14 protein-coding genes are annotated in these 16,928 nt (G+C 75.9%); 6 read left to right on the plus strand and 8 right to left on the minus strand.

Features of this window, described 5'->3' with window-relative positions; translation table 11 throughout:
- Positions 1 to 188 precede the first annotated feature (188 nt).
- Positions 189 to 722 carry a PadR family transcriptional regulator gene (locus ACFWP2_RS37725; protein ID WP_380460289.1) on the minus strand — a complete coding sequence of 178 codons (534 nt, stop codon included), beginning with the start codon at positions 720 to 722 and terminating at the stop codon, positions 189 to 191.
- Positions 723 to 917: 195 nt separating this feature from the next.
- On the opposite strand from ACFWP2_RS37725, the gene ACFWP2_RS37730 reads away from it, so the two are divergent.
- Positions 918 to 1,694, plus strand: coding sequence for an alpha/beta fold hydrolase (locus ACFWP2_RS37730; RefSeq protein WP_380460291.1), 777 nt, complete (start codon positions 918 to 920; stop codon positions 1,692 to 1,694).
- A gap of 105 nt (positions 1,695 to 1,799) precedes the next feature.
- On the plus strand, positions 1,800 to 2,723 hold the full coding sequence (locus tag ACFWP2_RS37735) for an aminoglycoside phosphotransferase family protein (protein ID WP_380460293.1): 924 nt from the start codon (positions 1,800 to 1,802) through the stop codon (positions 2,721 to 2,723).
- 103 nt (positions 2,724 to 2,826) lie between these two features.
- Here ACFWP2_RS37735 and ACFWP2_RS37740 read toward each other — a convergent pair whose 3' ends face one another.
- The 5 genes from ACFWP2_RS37740 to ACFWP2_RS37760 form a co-directional block, all read right to left on the minus strand.
- Positions 2,827 to 3,690, minus strand: a complete 864-nt coding sequence (locus tag ACFWP2_RS37740) for a biotin-dependent carboxyltransferase family protein (protein WP_380460295.1) — start codon at positions 3,688 to 3,690, stop codon at positions 2,827 to 2,829.
- Positions 3,691 to 3,702: 12 nt separating this feature from the next.
- A complete protein-coding gene (gene pxpB, locus ACFWP2_RS37745; protein WP_380460297.1) occupies positions 3,703 to 4,359 on the minus strand; it encodes a 5-oxoprolinase subunit PxpB in 657 nt (218 codons plus the stop codon).
- Positions 4,356 to 5,132, minus strand: coding sequence for a LamB/YcsF family protein (locus ACFWP2_RS37750; protein WP_380460299.1), 777 nt, complete (start codon positions 5,130 to 5,132; stop codon positions 4,356 to 4,358). Before ACFWP2_RS37750 ends, pxpB begins: the two co-directional genes overlap by 4 nt.
- A 173-nt stretch (positions 5,133 to 5,305) precedes the next feature.
- Entirely contained in the window at positions 5,306 to 5,830 is a 525-nt protein-coding gene (locus ACFWP2_RS37755; RefSeq protein ID WP_380460301.1) for a hypothetical protein, read from the minus strand.
- Positions 5,831 to 6,167: 337 nt separating this feature from the next.
- Positions 6,168 to 7,226 (minus strand): IPT/TIG domain-containing protein, encoded by a 1,059-nt coding sequence (locus ACFWP2_RS37760; RefSeq protein ID WP_380460303.1) that lies wholly within the window; start codon positions 7,224 to 7,226, stop codon positions 6,168 to 6,170.
- 185 nt (positions 7,227 to 7,411) lie between these two features.
- Between ACFWP2_RS37760 and ACFWP2_RS37765 the strand changes: the two genes are divergently transcribed.
- The 4 genes from ACFWP2_RS37765 (at position 7,412) to ACFWP2_RS37780 (ending at position 15,430) form a co-directional block, all read left to right on the plus strand.
- Positions 7,412 to 8,950, plus strand: coding sequence for a hypothetical protein (locus tag ACFWP2_RS37765; protein WP_380460305.1), 1,539 nt, complete (start codon positions 7,412 to 7,414; stop codon positions 8,948 to 8,950).
- Between the two features lie 77 nt (positions 8,951 to 9,027).
- Complete coding sequence (locus tag ACFWP2_RS37770; RefSeq protein WP_360355183.1) at positions 9,028 to 9,903, plus strand: hypothetical protein; 876 nt, start codon at positions 9,028 to 9,030, stop codon at positions 9,901 to 9,903.
- A gap of 177 nt (positions 9,904 to 10,080) precedes the next feature.
- On the plus strand, positions 10,081 to 14,643 hold the full coding sequence (locus tag ACFWP2_RS37775; protein ID WP_380460307.1) for a hypothetical protein: 4,563 nt from the start codon (positions 10,081 to 10,083) through the stop codon (positions 14,641 to 14,643).
- 19 nt (positions 14,644 to 14,662) lie between these two features.
- Positions 14,663 to 15,430 (plus strand): metallophosphoesterase, encoded by a 768-nt coding sequence (locus ACFWP2_RS37780; RefSeq protein ID WP_380460309.1) that lies wholly within the window; start codon positions 14,663 to 14,665, stop codon positions 15,428 to 15,430.
- 15 nt (positions 15,431 to 15,445) lie between these two features.
- Here the strand turns inward: ACFWP2_RS37780 and ACFWP2_RS37785 are convergent, their stop codons facing one another.
- Together ACFWP2_RS37785 and ACFWP2_RS37790 are read right to left on the minus strand one after the other, a co-directional pair.
- Positions 15,446 to 15,994, minus strand: coding sequence for a hypothetical protein (locus ACFWP2_RS37785; RefSeq protein WP_380460311.1), 549 nt, complete (start codon positions 15,992 to 15,994; stop codon positions 15,446 to 15,448).
- Positions 15,995 to 16,188: 194 nt separating this feature from the next.
- Positions 16,189 to 16,884, minus strand: coding sequence for a FadR/GntR family transcriptional regulator (locus ACFWP2_RS37790; RefSeq protein WP_380460315.1), 696 nt, complete (start codon positions 16,882 to 16,884; stop codon positions 16,189 to 16,191).
- Positions 16,885 to 16,928: the final 44 nt, after the last annotated feature.

Raw genomic sequence — 16,928 nt, forward strand, 5'->3', positions numbered from 1 at the left:
TCCTTTTGTTAATCACCCACCCCCCTCGCGGTGGGCCCCCCAACCCCCCCCACCCCCCCCCGCCGGGGCCCCCGCACCCTCCCCCCTGCGCCCCGCCCCCCCCGCCCACGGGCGGCCCCGGGCCGTGGCGCGTTCGGCCCCGGCCGGCCCTCGGTCACGGCCCATGGGGGGCCGGGTCCAGCGCCTGTCTAGCGCGGGCTGTCCTCCAGCTCGGCCAGGGTCGTGTGCAGCCAGGCGAGTTCGGCCTCGGTGGTGGCGCGGGCCACCAGCAGCAGACCGCGCCGGAACGGGTCGGCGAACTCCTCGGCGCCCACCGGGCGGTCGCCCTCGTAGAAGAAGCTGGCCGGCTCGGCGAGGAAGGCCAGCCGGCGGCGGAGCACGGCGGCCTGTTCGGCGGGGTCGGCGAGGTGCCGCAGGAAGGCGAGCAGGGTGAACCAGCGGTTCTCGTCGCTGACGTCGAGCGGCTCGGGTTCGCGCAGCCGGTCGAGCAGCGCCGCCCGGCCGGCCTCGGTGAGGTGGAGGGTGTGCCGGGGTGCGGCGGCGCTGCCCGGCTCGGTCTCGCGGACCAGCAGTCCGTCGGACTCCAGGCGCTTGATCGCGGGGTAGAGCGTGCCGTCGCTGATCGGGCGGACGTGGCCGGTGAGCGCGGCGAGGTGGCGGCGCAGCTCGTAGCCGTGCAGGGGGCGGTCGTACAGGAACCCGAGGATGGCGAGCTTCAGCATGGGGCCACTCTCTCAGATCCTTCCCTCGGGGTATGGGTATCTCACTATCGCTATACCTCGGATTCGATGTATGGTCCTGATCGTCCGCCGGCGGCTCCGGAGCCCCGCGGGGCCACGGAGTTGCTGGAGACCTCGGAAGCCCCGGTGCTTTCGGAGGCCCGGAGCCGACACACCCTGGAGAAGGAGCGAAAGAGCATGCGCGAGGCCCCCGTCACCCCGAACGGCGACCGGATCCGCTGGGTCGAGCTGCCCGGCGCCGAGCCGGCCCGGCTCTACCTGCACGGCCTCGGCGCCACCTCGCCGGCCTACTTCGCGGCCGCCGCCACCCACCCGCTGCTCGCCGGACGGCGCTCGCTGCTGCTGGACCTGCTCGGCTTCGGCCTCAGCGACCGGCCGACGGACTTCGGCTACACCCTGGAGGAGCATGCGGACGCGGTCGCGGCGGCGGTCGCGGCCGCCGGGGCGGACCGGGTCGAGGTGGTCGCCCACAGTATGGGCGGGGCGGTCGCGATCGTCCTCGCCCAGCGGCACCCGCACCTGGTCGAGCGGCTGCTCCTGGTGGACGCCAACCTGGACCGGGTCGACCCCGACCGGAGCAGCCCCGGCAGCAGCGGCATCGCGGCCTACACCGAGGAGGAGTTCCTGGCCGGCGGCCGGGACGAAGTCGCCGAGCGGGTCGGCCCGTTCTGGTGGTCCACCATGCGGCTGGCCGGCCCCGAAGCGCTCCACCGCAGCGCCCGCTACCTCGTCCGGGCGACCGACCCGACCATGCGCGAGCTGCTGCTCGGCCTCGACCTCCCGCGCACCTTCCTCCACCCGGCGGCGGACGGCGAGCCGACCGGCGCCGACACCCTCCGCGCGGCAGGCGTACGGGTGGTCGCGGTACCGGACTGCGGGCACAACATCATGCTCGACAACCCGGACGGCTTCGCGGCCGCCGCGGCGCAGGCGCTCGGACAGGCGGTCGGGTAGGTGCCCGGGCAGGTGCTCGGACAAGCGCTCGCACAGGGGTGAGCGAGGGGGGTCGGCCGCCGCCCGTCGTAGGCTGAGGTGCACCGCCCGAGAGGAGCCCGCCCGATGGCCGTCGAGGTGCCGCCCGCGCTGGCCGCTTCCCTGGAGGGCTTCCTCGGCGCCGAGGGTCGCGCCTGGGTGGCCCGACTGCCCGCCCTGGCCGACGAGTTGCTCGACCGCTGGGAGCTGCGCCCGGACGGGCCGGTCGCGCACGGCGTGGTCGGGCTGGTGCTGCCGGTGCTGCGCGCCGACGGCCTGCCGGCCGTGCTCAAGCTCCAGCCCGTGGACCAGGAGACGGTGGGCGAACCGGTCGCCCTGCGGGTCTGGGACGGTCGCGGCGCCGTTCGGCTGCTCGACCACGAACCGGCCACCGGCTCCCTGCTGTTGGAGCGGCTGGACCCCGGGCGATCCTTGGTCGATCTGCCCGACGACCTCGCGGCGCTGCGCGTGATCGCCGAACTGCTGAGGGAATTGACGCAGCGTCAGGCGCCCTGCGGGATGCGGACCTTGGCGGGCACGGCGAGCGACCTGCTGGATCGGGCCCCGGCGGCCGTCGCCGCCCTCGCCGATCCGGCGGAGCGGCGCCTGCTCGCCGACTGCGCGGCCGCCCTGTGCGAGGTCCGCGCCGACCCCGGCGACCGGCTGCTGCACTGGGACCTCCACTACGGCAATGTGCTGGCCCCGCTCCCGGGCAGCGGCCGGGCGCCCTGGCTGGCCATCGACCCCAAGCCGCTGGCCGGCCACCCGGGCTTCGAGCTGCTCCCGGCACTGCACAACCGCTGGGCGGACGTGGCGGCCACCGGAGACCTCGCCCGGGCGCTGCGGCGGCGCTTCGACCTGCTGACCGAGGTGCTGGAGCTGGACCGCGACGTGGCGGCGGCCTGGACGCTCGCCCGGGTGCTGCAGAACGCGGTCTGGGCGGCCGAGGAGGGCGGGACGGAGCTGGAGGCGGCCCAACGTGCCGTCGCCGAGGTGCTGTTGGGACGCTGAGCGGGGATCCCGGGCGTCAACCGGACCTCCCGCGAGACTCGCCGCTCCCGCTCAGCGCTCCCGCGAGGCGCTCCTGCTCACCGTTCTCGCGAGGCGCTCCCGCTCACCGCTCCCGCAGGGGCACGAAGCGCACCGGTGTCCCCGGCCTGGCCTGTGCGGCGGCCGCGAGGTCGCCGGCCGGCACGACACCGATCACCGGGTAGCCGCCGGTGGTCGGATGGTCGGCCAGGAACACCACCGGCTGGCCGTCGGGCGGAATCTGCACGGCACCCAACACCATGCCCTCGCTGGGAAGTTCGCCGTCCCGGACACGGGCGAGCGGCGGCCCCTCGGTGCGCAGCCCGACCCGGTTGCCGGTCGGGGAGACCAGGTAGCGGTCGCGGCCGAACCGGGCCACCGTCTCCGGGGTGAACCAGTCCGTGCGCGGTCCGAGCCGCAGCCGCAGCACCAGCTCGGCCGGGGGAGCGGGCAGCGGTACCAGCTCGGGCCGGGCCCGGTAGGGCGGCGGGGCGCCGACCGGCAGCCGGTCCCCGACGGCCAGCGGCGCCGGCCCGAGTCCGGAGAGCAGATCCGCCGAGCGGCTGCCGAGCACCGGCGGGACGGCGATCCCGCCCGCCACTGCCAGGTAGCCGCGGACCCCGGCCGTGGCCGGCCCCACCTCGAACAGCGCCCCGGCCGGCACCACGACCGGCGCGCCCCACGCGGCAGGTCGGCCGTCGACCCGGACGGGCGAGGGGGCGCCGGTGACGGCGACCAGCACCGTCCCGACCGCCCGCAGCGCGACCCCGCCGAGCGTGGTCTCCAGCGCGGCGGCCCCTGGCTCGTTGCCCACCAGCCGGTTGGCCGCCCGCAGGGCCGGCTCGTCCAGTGCCCCGGCCCTCGGCACCCCGAGGTGGGCGACCCCGCGCCGTCCGAGGTCCTGGATCGTGGTCAGCGGCCCCGGCCGTTCCACCAGCAGTTCGCTCAACTTCAGCCCCCTTCAGGCTCGTTCGGCCGTGAAGCGGACCCGGGTGCCCGGGGCCAGCAGGGCGGGGGGCTCGCGGTCGGCGTCCCAGAGGGCGAGCGCCGTCCGGCCGATCAGCTGCCAGCCGCCGGGCGAGGGGTGCGGGTAGACACCGGTGTACGGGCCGGCCAGGGCGACCGACCCGGCCGGGACGGAGCTGCGCGGGGTGGCCCGGCGCGGCACCTCGTACCGTGCCGGGAGGCCGGTGAGGTAGCCGAAGCCGGGGGCGAAGCCGCAGAACGCGACGACGTACTCGGCTTCGGTGTGGATCCGGACGGCGGCCTCCTCGGACACCCCCCAGAGTGCGGCGATCCCGGCCAGGTCGGCGCCGTCGTACACGGTCGGGACCTCCACCAGCGGCCCGCGCACCACCCCGGCCGTCGCCGGACGGGCGGTGCGCAGCAGTGCCGCCACCGCGTCGACGTCCGCGACGCCGTCCAGCAGCAGGGTGCGCGCGGCGGGTATCAGCTCCTCCACCGCGCCGAACGCCCCCGCCTCCCGGCGCTCGCTCAGCCAGTCGTACAGCGCCGCCACCTCGGCCGTCCCGGGCAGCTCGACCAGCAGGGCCCGGTCACCGACCCGGCGCACCGTCCGCGCCGCCGTGCGAGGGCCGGGCAGGTGCGGGCCCGTCACGTGAACGCCTCCACCCGGACGCCGGCGGAGGCCAGGGCGCCGCGGATCCGCCAGGCGAGCTGGGCGGCGCCGGGGGTGTCGCCGTGGACGCACAGCGAGCGGGCCTTGACGGCGATCCGCTCGCCGCCGGTGGCCTCCACCGTGCCGTCCCGGGCGATGCCGACGGCGCGGGTGATCACCGACTCGGGGTCGTGCACCACCGCGTCCGGCTCGCGGCGCGGGACGAGGGTGCCGGTGCGGGTGTACGCGCGGTCGGCGAAGGCCTCGGCGACCACCGGGAGCCCCACCCCCTCGGCCACCTCCAGCAACAGCGAGCCCGGCAGGCCGAGCACGGGCAGCGGCCCGTCGCAGACCGCGCCCGCCCGCAGCACGCCGGCCACCACGGCCTCGGCCTGCTCGGAGTCGCCGACCACCCGGTTGTAGAGGGCGCCGTGCGGCTTGACGTAGGAGACCTTGGAACCGGCCGCCCGGGCGAACACCTGGAGGGCGCCGATCTGGTACGCGATCTCGTCGGCGAGCTCCTCCGGGGGCACGTCCATCGCGCGGCGGCCGAAGCCGGCCAGGTCGCGGTAGGAGACCTGGGCACCGATCCGGACGCCGCGCTCGGCCGCCAGCGCGCAGACCCGGCGCATCGTCGACGGGTCCCCGGCGTGGAACCCGCAGGCGACGTTGGCGCTGGTCACCACGGACAGCAGTGCCTCGTCGTCGGTCAGGGTCCAGCGTCCGAACCCCTCGCCGAGGTCCGCATTGAGATCGATCACCGCATCGGCCACGCCCGTCCGCCTCCCAGCAGCTGTTGAGCCAGATGGTAGGGCCTGAGGGTGAAGGCCGTTGCCGCGCGACCCGGAGCCCGGCGGGCACCGCGGCGTGTGCCCCGGGCCGCACGCCCCGGGGCGGCGCCGCGCGGGGCGCGCCGGAGCGCGAGCGGGCGCGGGCCGCCCGGGAGTCAGCCGGTGGTCGCCGGGGCGCGGAACGAGCGCTCCAGCGGACGCAGCGCCCGCAGCACGATCAGCAGCGGTATGACGCCGAACACTCCGAACGATATGTCGACGAATCGCCAGATCAGCGGGATCCCGCGCAGCGGCCCGCAGATCAGCGCGAGCGGGATGACGGCCCCACAGGCGAGCACGGCCCAGCGGATCACCCAGATGTTGCGGACCGGGTCCTTGAGCGGTCCCCAGAAGGCGGCGGCGATCACCAGGTGGGCGAAGGCCAGCCAGTCGGTGCCGTAGGCCAGGAAGGGGTAGCGCGCGTTGGTCTCGGCGACGCCCGTGTGGACCCGCTCGAGCCAGGCCGCCGCGGCGGGGAGACGGTCGCTCAGCGGGGCGGCCGGCCCGGAGGCGAAGTCGACCAGCCAGCGGGTCTCGGTCTCCAGCGGGAACGCGGTCAGACCGCTGAGCACCAGGCAGACCAGGAAGAACCAGAGCCACCGTCGGACCTTGCGAAGGATGACCGCGGAGTCGCCGTTCATCTCGCCCACCTCCATGCCGAGCATGCCGAAGTGCGGGCGGAGCCTTGTGCCGCCTGCGCGGAACCGACTCTAGACCTATCTTTTGAACGTGTTCAACTCGCCATGCAGGGTGGGGTCGGCAGGGGGAGAGGGCGACCTGGTCGACCAGGGTGGCCGGGCGTGCGGGGGCAGCCCGGGTCGGTGGGGCTCCCGGGGGTGCGCGAGGTCGGGTGGGATCGCGCGTCGCCGATCGGGGGCGGGGCGCCCGACGTCGCGGGAGGCCCGGCCCGGAACGCACTGGTGCCCGGGCTCCGCCGAGCCCGGGCACCAGTGGCGGGCGGGACGCCGCCCGCTGTCGTTACGCCGTGTAGGTGTACGTCACCGGAGCGCTGGTCCCGCCCGCCGTCGTGACGGTGACGCCGACCGGCCCGGCCTGGGCGCCCGCCGGGGCCGTGGCCGTGCAGAAGGACGGGCCGCAGGAGACGTGGGTGGCCGGCACGCCGCCGAAGGCCACCGTCCCGTACGTCAGGTTGCTGCCGAACACGTTCACCCTGGCCCCACCGGCGGCCGGCCCCGACGCGGGGGAGAGGCTGCTGACCGCCGGTGCGGCCGGGGCCGGCGGCGGGGCACCGGTGTAGTCGAAGGCGGCCGGGGCCGCGGCGGTGCCGCCGGGCGTCACCACGGTGACGGGGGCGCTGCCCGAGCCGCCCGGGGTGGTCACCGTGCAGGTGGTGTCGGTGCAGCCGCCGGGTGCCGGGACGCCGCCGACCAGCACCATGCCGTTGGTGAGGTTGCTGCCGCTGACGGTCAGCGCGGTGCCGCCCGCGCCCGGGCCGGTGGTGGTGCCGAGGCCGGTGACGGCCGGGGCGGCCTGGACGGTCGCCGGCAGGAGGCTCTGGGTGCCCAGGTCGTAGCGGGAGACGTGGCCGGTCGGGTCGGTGTCGTTGGGGTTGGCGGCCGTCACCGTGATCACGCCGGCGATCGGCACGCCGGGCGTGGTGCGCAGGCTGAGCTTCATGAACTCGTACTTCCCGACCACCCGGGTGCCGTTCAGTACGGCCTCCAGGTGGCGGCCGTCGGGGGAGAGGGTGGAGCTGAAGGTGTAGTCGTACGGCATGGAGTAGAACATCGCGCCGTCGGTGGTGACGCCGGGCGGCAGGTCGACGGTGAAGTGTGTCGGGCCGGTCAGGTCCGCGGTGCCGGACGAGGTCCAGCCCGCCGACATGTTTCCGGTGGTGAAGAAGCCGCCCGGGTAGTTCCCGCTCTGCGACACGGTCACGTGCTGGGCGGAGGCGGCTGTGGTGGCGGCCGGTGCGGCCGCCGCGGCGGTGGCGCCGGTGACGAGGACGGCGCCGGTGGCGAAGGTGGTCACGGACAGCGCGGCGGCGAGGCCCGCTTTGGCCAGTCGGGTGATCATAGGTCGATCATCACCGAACAAGCGCGCCGCCCTCACGCTTTTCTCGAATGCCGGTTCGGGAATGGCGCGATCTCGTCGAAACCACGTTCTGAATCCGTCATCCACATCACCGCCCACCTGCCGCTCCGCCCGCCCGCAAGGTCCGTTTCGGTCGATGTCGGTGCGAACCTCTAATCTTGTCCCCCGTGACCGCCATCGCAGACCCGCCCACCGAGCCCGGCCTCCGACCGCCCGCCGGCCCGGCCGCCGCGCGCACCGCGCCCGGCCCCGCCGCCGACGAGGGCCTGGCCCGCCGGCTCAAGGCGCTGGCCTGCACCGCCCCGCTGCACGACCTGGACAACCGCAAGGTCAACCTGGCCGGCGAGTACGGCGGCTACGCGATGGCCGAGGTCGGCCTCGCCGCGATCGACCTGGTCACCCTGAACATGGACTTCGACACCGGGGCCGACCGCGAGATAGTGCTCGCCCGGCTGCTGCCCCGGGTCGCCGTCCAGGCCGTCGGCCGTCCCGCCGCAGAGCACGAGCGGGTCGCCCGCTGGGTGCTGGAGTCGCTGATCAACGTCGGCAGCGTGGACCGCGGCTTCCGCGCGGTCTACGGCACTTTCGGCGCGGACGGCGAGTACGTCCGCCGGGACTACGACTTCAAGCTGATCGAGGAGGTCCCCGGCCCGGACGGCGGCGTCTACCTGCGCACCACCGACGAGGCGGTCAACGTCCTGGTCGGCGCGCTCGACACCGACGTCACCTCGGCCCAGATCGCCGCCGAGGTCAAGCTGGAGGTGCTGATCCGCCGCGGCCGGCTGGCCGACGCCCAGCTCGCCGCCGAGCAGGCCCGCTACCGCACCGTCCAGTACGCCGAGACGCTCCGCCGCGCCCTGGACGCCACCCGCCGCAACGTCCGCGCCGTCGACTGGATGCGCGCCATCCCCGATCTCATCGAGGAGGCGCTGGACCACATCGCGGACCGCTACCGGCACGAGAACGCGATTCTCACCAACATCCGCAAGGCCCGCGACGAGGCCGAGGACCCGGAGCACAAGCGCCGCGCCGCCGAGCTGGTCGACATCGTCAAGGACTGCATCCGCCGCCACACCCAGCTCCAGACCCGCCTGCTGGAGGCCGGCCCGCTGTTCCGCGCCGAGCAGGACCGCCAGGCCTTCGCCACCCCCGGCGCCCGCAGCGGCATCGACCTCTACGGGCAGCTGCTCGCCCCCGTGCTGCGGCTGCCGATAGAGCAGGCCGTCCGCCCCACCGGCGCGTTCTTCGCCCGTGGCGCCGGTCTGCGCACCCCCGTCTCGGTCCGGGTCGCCGACCTGGTCGACCTGCTGCTCACCCCGCCGGTCGAACGCGAGCACCTCGGCGCCGAGCTGCCCGACCCGGACCTGGTCGCCACCCCGGACGACAGCCGCTTCTCCGAGGCCCAGCTGGAGTCCGCGATGGTCCTGCTCGACCTGCCCCCGGACGCCCCCCGCCGGCTCTCCGGCCTGCTCGCCGACGCCCGCAAGCAGGACCCGGACCTGCCGTACCTGGTCGCCCTGCTCGCCGTGCACGCCGCCAGCCCGCCGGTCGGCACCGCCTACCGCCAGGGCGAGGAGCGGCTGCTGTTCGCCGTGGACGACGGCACCCCGCTGCGCGACCCGGAGTTCGGCGGCGCTGACCTGATCGTCGGCAGCGCCCTGCTCGACGCGGTCGGCATGGCCGCCGACCGCAAGGACGCCGGCTGACCGGCCGGGAAGCACACGTTGCCGGGATCAACCTTGACGAACCGTAACCACCGCGCCACCCCCGAGGAGCACCGCCCGTGACGACCCACCACGACACGTCCTGGGCGACCGAGAGCGAACCCGCGGCCCCCGCACCGATCACCCCGGCCGACGTCGCGGACGCCGCCCGGCTGGTCTCCTTCGGCCTCCAGGCCAAGCTGCTGCCCGCCCGGGACGCCGAGTACGCCGAGCTGGTGCGCCGCCACCGCGAGGACCCTCCGTTCGCCCGGCTCGCCGACGCCATCGCCACCGGCATGGGCCTGGTCGTCCTGGAGGTCTCCCCCCGGGCCGGCATGGCCGTGGCCGCCGCCGAGGACTCGCTGTTCGCCGTCCGGATGGGCGACTACTCGCGCCGCGCCGCCTCCGAGTCCACCGACCGCTTCCTGCACGGCCTCGCCCACCTGGCCGTCGCCGCGATGGCCTTCCCCCGCCCGGAGGACCTCGCCGACGACGGTTACCTCGGCCGGATCACCGTCAACGGCGTCGACTCCTTCGTCCGCCAGGCCTGCCGCCGGCTGGAGGAGCAGGCCGACGCCGAGGGCGCCAACACCGACCCGGCCTCCGACGCCCCCGGCCTGGAGGCCGCCTGGCGGGTCTGGGCCCGGCGCACCGCCACCGGCGCCACCAAGGACGCCCGCCGGCTCTCCGGCTCCACCATCGGCATCGTCGCCAAGGCCGTGCTGTTCCTGGTCGACTCGGGCTTCCTGCAGAAGGTCTCCGACGACTCCGGCGGCACCTACCGCACCACCGCCCGCTACCAGCTCCAGGTGCGCGACCTGGCGGGCAGCGCGGCCATGGCCGAACTGCTCGACCTCGGCATCGTCCCGGTCTCCGACGGCACCGCCAGCCTGCTGCCGCCGGACACCGGCGACGAACTGGTCGCCGACGCGGGCCTGCCGTTCCACTCGCTCTGAGCCCCGGCGCTCTCTGAGTCCACCCGCTCCGAGCCCACCGCGCCGGCCGCCCGCCGAGCGCACCCGGTCCCGACCACCGCGCCGGTCCCGGACCACCGCGTCGGCCCAGGCCCACCCGCCCCGAGCCGGCCCGCCGCCCATCCCTCACGCCACGCAAGCCACGGAGAACCGCCGCACATGTACGAGCTCAACCGGGTCCGCCTCTACTCGATCGGACCGGCCGGCGCCCGTTACGCCGACACGGTGCTCGACCTGCGCGGCGTCGGCGAGCCGGTCGCCGACCCGGCCCCGCAGCAGATCGGCCTGTTCGGCGAGGACACCGAGGGCCCGGTCCGCCGCCCCGCCCCCGCCGGCGTGCTCTTCCTCGAGAACGGCGGCGGCAAGTCCGTCCTGCTCAAGCTGATCTTCTCGGTCATGCTCCCCGGCCACCGCAACACCCTCGGCGGCGCCAGCTCCGGCGTGCTGCGCAAGTTCCTGCTCGCCGACGACTGCGGCCACGTCGCCCTGGAGTGGCAGCACACCGTCACCGGCGAGCTGATCGTGGTCGGCAAGGTCAGCGAGTGGCGCGGCCGACAGGTCTCCTCCGACCCGCGCAAGTTCGCCGAGACCTGGTACTCCTTCCGCCCCGGCCCCGGCCTGACCCTCGACTCGCTGCCGGTCGCCGAACGGGTCAGCCTGGCCGGCGACCAGAAGGCCCGCGGCCGCCGCCGCACCATGAAGGGCTTCCGCGACGCCCTCACCGAGGCCGGCAAGGCCCACCCCCACCTCGACCTGGTCTTCGAGGACGGCCACGACCGCTGGACCGAGCACCTCGGCGAACTCGGCCTCGACCCCGAACTCTTCCGCTACCAGCGCGAGATGAACGCCGACGAGGGCGAGGCGGCCGGCCTCTTCGCGGTCAAGCACGACAGCGACTTCACCGACCTCCTGCTGCGCGCCGTCACCGACACCCGGGACACCGACGGCCTCGCCGACCTCGTGCACGGCTTCGCCGCCAAGCTCGGCCGCCGCGCCGAACTCACCGCCGAACGCGACTTCACCGCCGGCTCGCTGGACCTCCTGGAGCGGATCGCCGAGGCCACCACCGCCCGCGAGACCGTCCGCGAGGCCCACCGCACCGCCGAGCGCCGCACCCGCCGCCTCGCCCACGCCCTCGCCTCCCGCGCCACCGCCGAACGCGACCGCGCCCAGGACCTCGCCATCGAGGTGGCCGCCGCCGCGGGCGCCGTCACCGCCGCCGAGGCCGACCGCACCCGGCACAGCCTGATCACCGACGAACTCACCCACCGGCACGCCACGTTGAGCCTCACCGCGGCCACCGCCGAGGCCGCCGCGCTGCGCCGCGAACTCATCGACGCCCGCACCCTGCACTCCGCCTGGCAGGCGGCCGAGGCGGTGCTGCGCCAGCGCGCCGCCGCCGACCGGGTCGCCCGGGTCGCCGCCGCCATCCGCGAGGCCGAACTGGACGCCGCCCCCGCGCTCGCCGCCCGCGCCCGCGCCGCGACCGCCCTGGCCCGCGCCCTGGAGGCCGCCGCCGCGGCCGCCGAGTCCCGCGCCGACACCGAGGAGGAGCGCGCGGGCGAACTCCAGGCGGACGGCGGCAAGGCGCAGTCCGACGCCACCGAGGCCGCCACCGCCGCCCAGAAGGCCCGCAGCGAGGCCGAGCACCTGCGCCAGCGCCTCGCCGAGGTCGAGCAGGAGACCGAGGCCGCCGTCTCGGCCGGCTTCATCGACGCCGACGGCGACGTGGACCCGGCCCGCGCCGCGCTGCACGCCGCCGACGTCGAGAAGGCCGCCGCCGCCGCGCTCGCCCAGGCCCGTACCGCCGCCGAGTCCGCCGCCACCCGGCTGCGCGAGGCCGCCGCCGCCACCTCGCGCGCCGAACTCGCCGCCGAGCGGGCCGGCGACGCCCGCAAGGACGCCGCCCGCGCCCTCGCCGCCGAGCAGCGCACCGCCGCCCTGCTCGCCACCGAGGAGCGCCTCGCCGACCTGCTCTCCCTGACCCCCTACCAGGAAGGGGCCGACGAGGACGCGGGCTTCCTCACCCCCTCCGTGCTCGACCGCAACGCCGAGTACCTGCGCGAACTCCTCGACGAGTCCATCGCCACCGCCGAACGCACCCTGTTCGACCTCCGTACGGCCGCCGCGGACGACTCCCGCATTCTCGCGGCCCTCGGCGACGGCGGTCTGCTGCCGCCCGGCCCGGACGTGCTCGCCACCGTCGAGTACCTCGCCGAGCACGGCATCCCGGCCCTGCCCGGCTGGCGCTACCTCGCCCAGTCCGTCGACCCGGCCGACCACGAGGCGATCCTCGCCGCCCGCCCCGAACTGGTCGACGGCGTGGTCGTCACCGACCCGTCCTCGCTGGAGCGCGCCCGCGAGGCCCTGCAGGCCGCCGCCCTGCTGCCGCGCTCCACCGTCGCCGTCGGCGCCGCCGCCTCGCTGATCGCCCCGATCACCGACGAGCCCGCCTTCTTCCTCGTCCCGCCGAACCCGGCCATGCACGACGAGTCCGCCGCCGACGGCGAGCGCCGCGAACTGCGCGCCCGGGCGAGCGCCCGCGAGGAGCACATCCGCGAACTGGCCGGCCGCCTCGGCGCCGACCGCGCCCTCGCCGCCCGCCTCGCCTCCTGGCACGCCAGCTGCCCGCCCGGCACCCTCGCCGAACTCGCCGTCGCCGCCGAGGCCGCCCGCGAGCACGCCGAGCAGGCCGCCGCCGCCCTGGCCACGCTGCGCGCCGACCACGACGAGGCCGAGACCGACCACGCGGTGGCCGCCTCCGCCCACGAGGAGCACCGCGAGGCCGCCCAGCGCGCCCGCCGCCGCGCCGACGCCCTCTCCGGCCTCGCCTTCCGGCTGCGCGAGCGCGGCAACTGGGCCCGCCGCCAGCGCGAACTCGCCGAGGACGCCGCCGAGTGTGACCGCCGCCAGGCGCTGTGCGCCGAGCGCGCCCGCACCTGCGACGAGGACCGCCGCGCCGCCCAGCGCGCCGCCGACGACGCCCGCCGCACGGCCCGCGCGCTGCGCGCCGAACGAGCCGAGATCCCCGCCGCCGAGCAGTCCGACGAGCCCGCCGAGACCGCCCCCGCCGCGCTGCCCGCCCTGCGCGAGGCCTACCGCGCCGCCTCCCAGCTGTACGAGAAGGTCGGCGTCGGCGCCGACCTGCGCGCCGAACAGGCCCGCGCCGAGGGCGACGAGGCCGCCGCCGCGGCCGAACTCGACCGCCTCACCAACAAGGTGCGCACCCGCGCCGAGGAACTCCTCGGCAGCCCCGACGGCGCCGACGGCCCGGCCCGCCAGGCCGCCGCCGCCCGCGCCGAGGAGCTGGTCGCCACCATCGAGGCCCGCTCGGCCGCCGCCAGCGAGCAGCTCGGCCGGCTGCGCGGCGAGGCCGAACGCTCCGCCCCCGCCGACGGCGAGGCGCACACCGAGCTGCCCGAGGACCTCGTCCCCACCGATCCGGAGCACGCCCAGGCCCTGCTGCGCACCGCCACCAGCCGCCTCGCCGAGCGCCGTGAGGCCCTGGACGCCGCCCGCACCGCCCACGCCGACCTCCAGCGCACCTTCGACACCGCCCAGGCCGCCGCCGCCGACTTCGACGAGCTGGCCGGCCAGCTGCGCGACGGACTGCGCGACCACCAGGAGGACCCGGACGACCCGGTCGAGCCGTACCTGGGCTCGCTGGCCGAGGCCCGCACCGGAGCCACCGAGGCCCGCCGCGCCCTGCGCACCGCCGCCGGTGAGCTGTCCAGCGCCGAACTCGCCGTCCGCGACGCCGCCGACGCCCTGGTCCGGCACGCCAACGCGGCCCGCTTCGAGGCCGTCCGCACCCCCGCCCGCCAGCAGATCCGCGAACTGCCCGCCTCCGCGCTGCCCGAGCACGCCGCCGCCTGGGCCGCGGCCTTCGCGCCCCGGCTGCGGGTGCTCACCGACGAGCTCGCCCAGCTGGAGAAGAACCGCGGCTCGATCGTGGACCGGCTGCGCGGCCTGGTGGAGTCCTCGCTCACCACCCTGCGCGCCGCCCAGCGGCTGTCCCGGCTGCCCGAGGGCCTGGGGGAGTGGTCCGGCCAGGAGTTCCTCCGGATCCGCTTCGAGGACCCGGACCACGCCACCCTGGTCGAGCGCCTCGGCGAGGTCATCGACGAGGCCACCCGCGCCGCCGTCAGGAAGAACAGCGACCTGCGCCGCGACGGCATGTCCCTGCTGCTGCGCGGCGTCGCCGCCGCGATCGGCCCCAAGGGCGTCAGCGTCGAGATCCTCAAGCCCGACGCGGTGCTGCGCGCCGAGCGGGTGAGCGTCGGCCAGATGTCCGACGTCTTCTCCGGCGGCCAGCTGCTCACCGCGGCGATCGCGCTGTACTGCACGATGGCCGCGCTGCGCGCCAACGACCGCGGCCAGTCCCAGCTGCGGCACGCCGGCACGCTGTTCCTGGACAACCCGATCGGCCGCGCCAACGCCACCTACCTGCTGGAGCTCCAGCGGGCCGTGGCCGACGCGCTCGGCGTCCAGCTGATCTACACCACCGGCCTGTTCGACACCACCGCGCTCGCCGAGTTCCCGCTGGTGATCCGCCTGCGCAACGACGCCGACCTGCGCGCGGGCCTCAAGTACATCTCGGTCGAGGAGCACCTGCGCCCGGGCCTGCCGGCCGCGCCGGACCCGGACGGCCCGACCATCCACGGCGAGATCACCGCCACCCGGATGTTCAAGCGCCCCGCGGAGGTTCCCGCCCAGGCCTGAACTGGTTAGCGTGATCGGCATGCTGACGATCGCGCACCTCAGTGACATCCACCTCGGCCAGGTCCACCGCCGGGACGGCGGCAAGCGCGCCCGGCGGCGGGCCGAGCAGGTGATGGCGTACCTCGACGCCCTGCCCGGCCCGCTGGACGCGGTGCTGGTCACCGGCGACCTCGCCGACCACGGCCGGCCCGGGGAGTACCGGGAGGTCGCCGAGGTGCTGGCCTCCCGGCACCCGGTGCTCACCTGCCCGGGCAACCACGACTCCCGGGCGCCGTACCGGGAGGTGCTGCTCGGCGAGGCGCCGGGGGAGGGGCCCGTCAACCGGCTGCACCGACTGCCGGGCGCCGACGTGCTGATGCTCGACTCCTCGATACCCGGGCGGCACGACGGCCTGCTGGACGAGGAGACACTGGACTGGCTGGACACGCAACTCACCGAGGGGCGCGCCGAGTTGCCCGCCCTGGTGGCCTTCCACCACCCGCCGGTCGAGCTGCACCTGCCGTACGTCGACCCGATCCGCCAGTTCGGCGAGGAGCGGCTGGCCCGGGTCCTGCGCCGGCACCCCCGGGTGGTCGCCCTGTTCTGCGGCCACTCGCACACCCCCGCGGCGACCACCTTCGCCGGTCTGCCGCTGCTGGTGGCGCCCGGCGTGGCCTCCACCGTCACGCTGCCCTGCGAGGGCGGGCGCGGCGTCTCGTTCGACCACCCGCCGATGCTGGCCTTCCACCTTCTGGACGGGGACCGCCGACTCACCACCCACTACCGGGCGCTGCCGGTGCGGGATTGACCGATCCGCCCGGCGCTACGGGTGGTTGGTCTGCACCCGGGCCTGGCGCGGCGGCTGCTGCGGTGCCGGGCGCGGCGGTTGGTACGGCTGCTGATGGGGCTGCTGGTACGGCGCCTGCTGCGGCTGCTGCCCCGGCCCGTACGGCTGCTGCCGCCCCGGACCGCCGTACGGCTGCGGCGGCGAGGGCGGCCTGGGCTGCGGAGGCTGCGGCGCCTCGTACGGCTGCCGGTACACCGAGGACGAGCCGGGCCGGGGGAACGGCCGCGCGGCCAGCGGCTCGGAGGGCGCCCGGCTGCCCGCCATCGGGTGCGTGGAGCCCGGCGCCCGCATCCGCTGGGCCGCGACCTGGCGGGAGATCAGGATCTCCAGCAGGCACCACATGGTGCCGAACACCCCGAGCCCCATGGCCAACAGCGCCGGCGTCAGCAGCCAACTGCCCGCGTACGAGGCCAGCGTCGCCACCACGACGCCCACCAGGGTGAAGGACAGGCAGAGCACCGCCCGGACTGCGGCGGCGCGCACCTCGTCGGGCAGGCGACGACGGCGGCGGCGTGGCACGGACATCGAGCGACCCCCAGGCGCGTGGCGCGTGTTCTGCGAAGCATACGGAACGGGCGCACACGAAACGCGCCCCTCGCCTCACTCTGCCCCGCCGAACCAGGACTATGCGTCCCAAACCGTCGAACTGCCACCAAATCGTGTCATCCGGACGGTCCCGGCAGGCCGGGCGGCCCCGGCGGCCCCGGGGCGCCAGCGGCTCAGTCCAGTTGGAGGTTCAGCTCCTCCAGCGCGCCGGTCACGATCGTCCGCATCGCCTGCTCGGCGTGGACGGCGTTCTGGGCGCAGATCGCCTCCGCGACCTCGCGGTGCAGCCGGATCGCGTACGGCTCCGGCTGATGGGGCATCAGATGATACTCGGTCCGGCCGGTGAGCACCGCCGCGACGGTGTCCCCGAGGTGGGCGAACATCTCGTTCCCCGAGGCGCGCAGCACCAGGGAGTGGAAGGCGATGTCGTGCTCGAGGAAGGAGTTCAGGTCGGCGGCCCGTGCGGTGACCGTCAGATCCACGGCCAGCGAGCTGAGTTCGCGCCGGTCGTCGTCGCTGGCGTGGGTGGCGGCGAGCGCGGCGGCGGCCGGTTCCACGGCCACCCGCAGCGAGCCGAGCGAGCGCAGCTGGGCGGGGCGGTCCGCGCCGGCCAGGCGCCAGCGGATCACCATCGGGTCGAAGACGTCCCAGAGCGACTTGGGCTGGACGGTGATCCCGACCCGACGCCGGGAGGCCACCATCCGCATCCCCTCCAGGACGCGCACCGCCTCCCGGACGACCGTCCGGGACACCCCGAACCGGCCCTCCAGCTCCTCCGCGCGCAGCACCGCCCCCTCGGGGATCTCCCCCGACGCGATCGCCGGTCCGAGCTCGTCGAGCAGCCGCCCGGGCAGTCCCTGGATCTCCATCCGCCCAGCGTAGACGCCCGCCCCGCGGGCCTTCACGTCGCCCT

This window comes from Kitasatospora sp. NPDC058444 (genome assembly GCF_042721415.1).
Lineage (GTDB): Bacteria > Actinomycetota > Actinomycetes > Streptomycetales > Streptomycetaceae > Kitasatospora.